A 3,809-nucleotide genomic window follows, 5' to 3' on the forward strand; every position below is an offset into this window, starting at 1 on the left:
GTGGCCGTGACGCAGCGGGAAGACCAGAAGAACAGAACACGAGCAGCCTTGCTTAACGCGGCACGCACCCTGCTGATGCGCGGCGAAGCACTGACGGTCACCGCAGCGGCCCGCGAGGCGGGCATCTCGAAGGCCTCCGCCTACCGCTACTTCTCGGACCCCGCGCTGCTGGCGGCCGAGGCAGGCCTGCATCTGAAGGCGGCACCTTACGAGGAGATCATCGGAGATGCTGCCACCCTGCGCGACCGGCTTGTTGCCATCAGCCTTTACTTCTTCGACCTGGCCCTGGCGAACGAGACGGCCTTCCGCACCTATCTCGGCCTGAACCTGCAGGCGGCTGCGCAATCGCAGGATGGCAGAACCCCGCGCCGCGGCGCCCGCCGCATCCAGGCCTTCATGCGTGCCTTGGAATGTGAGATGGACATCCGCCCCGAACAGGCCCGCTCCATTGCTGCCGCGCTTGGCATGGCCACCGGGGCCGAGGCCATGATCGCGCTCTTTGACATCGCAGACCTGTCAGCAGAGGAGGCACGCTTGCTTGTGGCAGAAACCGCTGAGGCGATCTGCGACCGGATGCTGCCTTAGACGGCTCCTTGGCCAGAACCGGAAGACGGAGTACGGGTGTTATGGAGCGGGGAAGCGGTGCTTCGTTTATGGAGACGACCCTTGAAGGTGTGATAGCACCAGAACGATGGCGCGCCGCAGCGTAGCAGGCGTATTCAGCGGCCGCAGCCTCTTACTCGGAAACCTTTTTCACGAACTGTGACTTGAGCCCCATCTGGCCAATGCCCGGGATCTTGCAGTCAATGTCGTGGTCTCCCTCTACCAGTCGGATGCCGCGCACCTTCGTGCCCACCTTCACCGTAGAGGAAGAGCCTTTCACCTTCAGATCCTTGATCACAGTGACCGTATCGCCATCGCGCAGGATGTTCCCGACGCTGTCACGGATCTCCGGCTCACTGTCCTCTGTCGTGCCCGCTTGCCATTCATGGCCGCATTCCGGGCAGACCAGAAGGGCATCCATCTGGTAGGTATAGGTGGAGGAGCATGCGGGGCACGGAGGCAGCGTTTCGGTCATTCCAAAGCTATAGAACCAGTCTGCACAGGAAGCCAGAGATGGCCAGGTCGTGGCAGTGTCGCGGTCTGAGAACTGGATAATGTCCATCACGTTCGAACCTAAATCAAAAAAGGCTGCGGGCGGTTCATATGCTGTCCCCCCGGTGCGACCGAGCCCTATCACTATGACAGGGAAAGGCTTCGACCACCCCAAAGTATCCAGAATGACAGGAGTGGTGCCTCAGTTGACTTCATCGAGTGAATGCTTCCCGAGGGATTGTAGACGATACCTCCCATGCCTGGGGTGAACCAGTTGGCGTCCTCGCGAAACCATTCGCCCTCTGACAGGACGACATACATCTCCTCAGGGGGGTGACGGTGAACCGGATACTGGACGTTTGGGGCCATCAAGCTGACCCCCAGCCAGCAATCCTCCCGCGCCTCAATTCCTTTTGGTCCGATAATGATGGCATTGGCATGACCATCGTGAAAGGTAACGTGTTCCCTTTCGCTTCCGGCACGACGCGCCCAGGTAAGCTGTGGCGCAAGTTCTCCGAATGCTTCTGCAATAGAGCGAATCTTACTGTTTCCCTCCTCCCTTGCGTGCGCAAGTGCAGGTTCGAGGTGGCGGCAGGCGTCAATGGTGGCGGGAGCCACTCCGCTCGGAGAATGCGGCATATTCAAGGACCGAAACGCCTCAAGCGCCTCGTCCTTCCATGGTCCCGTGGGCTTCTGTTCGAGGAACGCGGATTCGAGCGAGCGCACCAACTTGCCGAGTGCAGGGTGTCTGTTCGTCATGAGAAAGATCCTTCAAGAAAGAGGCTTAAAGCGCGCTTGGCAGCCAGAGCGAGAGTGCGGGAAAGGCGATCAACGCTGCGAGAACTACCAGTTCGATGCCGATGAACGGGATCACGCCGCGAACGATTGTACCGAAGCTGGCTTGCGGGCTGGCTGCGCTTTGCACCGCGAAAAGGTTAAGGCCGATTGGGGGCGTAATGACCGAAATTTCGATCAGCTTTACGACGATGATGCCGAACCAGACAGGATTGACCCCCACCTCTTGTGAGATCGGGAAGAGGAACGGCAGGGTCACGACCAGCATCGAGGTTGTGTCGAGGAGAGCTCCCAGGATAAGCAGGAGGATCGACACACCGATGAGAAACCCGACCGGACCGAGGTCAAAGGCGCAAAAATAGGAAACGATCTCTGGGATGATCCCTGCGGCAACCAGCATCCGCGAGAAAAGCAGGCCCCCGATCAGGATCACGAAAATCGTGCAGCTGATATAAGCTGCCTCTCGCAGCGACACCGGCAGCCAGCTGAAAAGATCGCCACGCTTGTAGAGGATACCGATCAGGATGGCGCCTGTTGCTCCCACGGCGCCAGCAGCACTTGGAGGAAAGAACCCACCATAGATCCCGCCCATGACCAGGAGGAACAAGAGCGCGATCGGCCAGACCTGAGGTGCTGCGGCGGTAGCCAGCCAGAAGGAATTTCCTGGTTAATCTGCGCGCGGCCGCGACAACTTTGTGCCGGGCGCTGAAAGCTGTCTAGCTTTGATCTCTGTAGGACGCTCATGCCCCCGCACGGCTCAGTCCGCCCCCGGCCCCTGCAGGCCTGGCGGGGGCAGGCCTTCGGCATCGGGGTTGCGGCCCTGCTTGCGGTCCAGAAGGCGCATGACCGGCATCACCGTCAGCCCGTGCTCCTAGCTCGGCAGTTCTCAATCCGTCTTCCGCCGCCCTGCGGCGACTAGCGCCGCCATGCCGGCCAGCATCAGCCAGACAGCCCCTGGCAGCGGGATTGGCGCCAAGAACCCGCGGATCTCGCCGCCTGGATATTCCGTCGAATGAAGGTTAAGATAGGCTCTGCCACTGGTAAGGGACGCGATCAGCGCATCGAAGCCCAATAGCGCCGAACCGCCCTGATCCACCAGGAAAGCTGGATTGTAGCTCGCGATCAGTCATGTCGAAGATGTTGCTGTAGCTGCCGCTCGTCACCCCCAACGGAGTGCCCGGAAAGGTCGGAACCTGCGTCATCACCCCCGTAGTCCCCGTTCGCGGCTCGACAGTTGGGCCGTGGATATGCGCGGCCACAAGCGTACCGATCAATCCGTCAAACTCGAAAGCAACCGCCATAGTCACGGCGACCGTGTCGATCGTTACCTTGCCTGAACCGGTTGCGGGCGACCCGTTCGGCGGTGCCTCGCTTGACCCGTTGAGGTTCGTTACGAAGGTCAGGGTTGCCGCGCCCCCCGGAACCGCGGTCAGGCCGCACAGCAGTGCGGCAAGCACCCATGTCTTGGCTTTCATCGTTCGCGTCCTCCCGGGTAACCGGGACGCCCCTTGCGCCGGGACCCAACTCAATACTAGCACACACAGGCTGTACGGTCACGGACGTTTGCACTGCGATGTTTGCGAACTGGACGCAAGCGAAGGGATTGGGTCTCCTCACATGACCGGCGCCCTGCATCTGACGCTGCTCGCGCCCGACATGATCGAGACGAACCTGAAAGGGAGTAGAGCTAGGCTGTGATATTGGGGCGGCGCTGGAGCCGTTTCGATGGAATGGGAAGCATTGTCAGGTCATGCATTCGGAACCTATTGCGGAGCTTGCAATTGAAGGTCTCCACTTCATCCGTTCATGAGGTGGGGACGCAGGGCCGATCAGTTCAGGATCAACGGCCCTGCCGTCTGAGCGGGCGCGGGTCGTGCAGCCGGATTCAACACCGCGAGTTCGGTCCTGTTGCGCACCTC

Annotated in this window: 6 protein-coding genes; 1 reads left to right on the forward strand and 5 read right to left on the reverse strand. The window is 60.6% G+C overall.

Annotated elements, in window-relative coordinates:
* Positions 1-585, forward strand: a 585-nt coding sequence (locus CK944_RS21675) for a TetR/AcrR family transcriptional regulator (protein ID WP_205049136.1), incomplete at its 5' end; no start/stop codon positions are given.
* Between the two features lie 151 nt (positions 586-736).
* On the opposite strand, the gene CK944_RS21680 is transcribed toward CK944_RS21675, so the two are convergent.
* The 5 genes from CK944_RS21680 to CK944_RS21700 form a co-directional block, all read right to left on the reverse strand.
* The gene (locus tag CK944_RS21680; protein ID WP_103175123.1) at positions 737-1,078 is read right to left on the reverse strand and encodes a zinc ribbon domain-containing protein YjdM; all 342 of its coding nucleotides are present in this window, start codon (positions 1,076-1,078) and stop codon (positions 737-739) included.
* A gap of 161 nt (positions 1,079-1,239) precedes the next feature.
* A complete protein-coding gene (locus tag CK944_RS21685) occupies positions 1,240-1,854 on the reverse strand; it encodes a dimethylsulfonioproprionate lyase family protein (RefSeq protein ID WP_103175119.1) in 615 nt (204 codons plus the stop codon).
* Positions 1,855-1,879: 25 nt separating this feature from the next.
* The gene (locus CK944_RS21690) at positions 1,880-2,539 is read right to left on the reverse strand and encodes a TRAP transporter large permease subunit (RefSeq protein WP_103175120.1); all 660 of its coding nucleotides are present in this window, start codon (positions 2,537-2,539) and stop codon (positions 1,880-1,882) included.
* Positions 2,540-2,776: 237 nt separating this feature from the next.
* Complete coding sequence (locus CK944_RS24410; RefSeq protein ID WP_371411693.1) at positions 2,777-2,986, reverse strand: CHRD domain-containing protein; 210 nt, start codon at positions 2,984-2,986, stop codon at positions 2,777-2,779.
* Positions 2,910-3,365 (reverse strand): CHRD domain-containing protein, encoded by a 456-nt coding sequence (locus tag CK944_RS21700; RefSeq protein WP_103175122.1) that lies wholly within the window; start codon positions 3,363-3,365, stop codon positions 2,910-2,912. The genes CK944_RS24410 and CK944_RS21700 overlap by 77 nt, the downstream gene beginning before the upstream one ends.
* Positions 3,366-3,809: the final 444 nt, after the last annotated feature.

Source organism: Paracoccus sp. SY (genome assembly GCF_002901215.1).
Classification (GTDB): Bacteria; Pseudomonadota; Alphaproteobacteria; order Rhodobacterales; family Rhodobacteraceae; genus Paracoccus; species Paracoccus acridae.

Coding starts and splice junctions, on each gene's coding strand:
- CK944_RS21680 (WP_103175123.1), bottom strand. CDS start 1,078: ATGACCGAAACGCTGCCTCCGTGCCCCGCATGCTCCTCCACCTATACC.
- CK944_RS21685 (WP_103175119.1), bottom strand. CDS start 1,854: ATGACGAACAGACACCCTGCACTCGGCAAGTTGGTGCGCTCGCTCGAA.
- CK944_RS21700 (WP_103175122.1), bottom strand. CDS start 3,365: ATGAAAGCCAAGACATGGGTGCTTGCCGCACTGCTGTGCGGCCTGACC.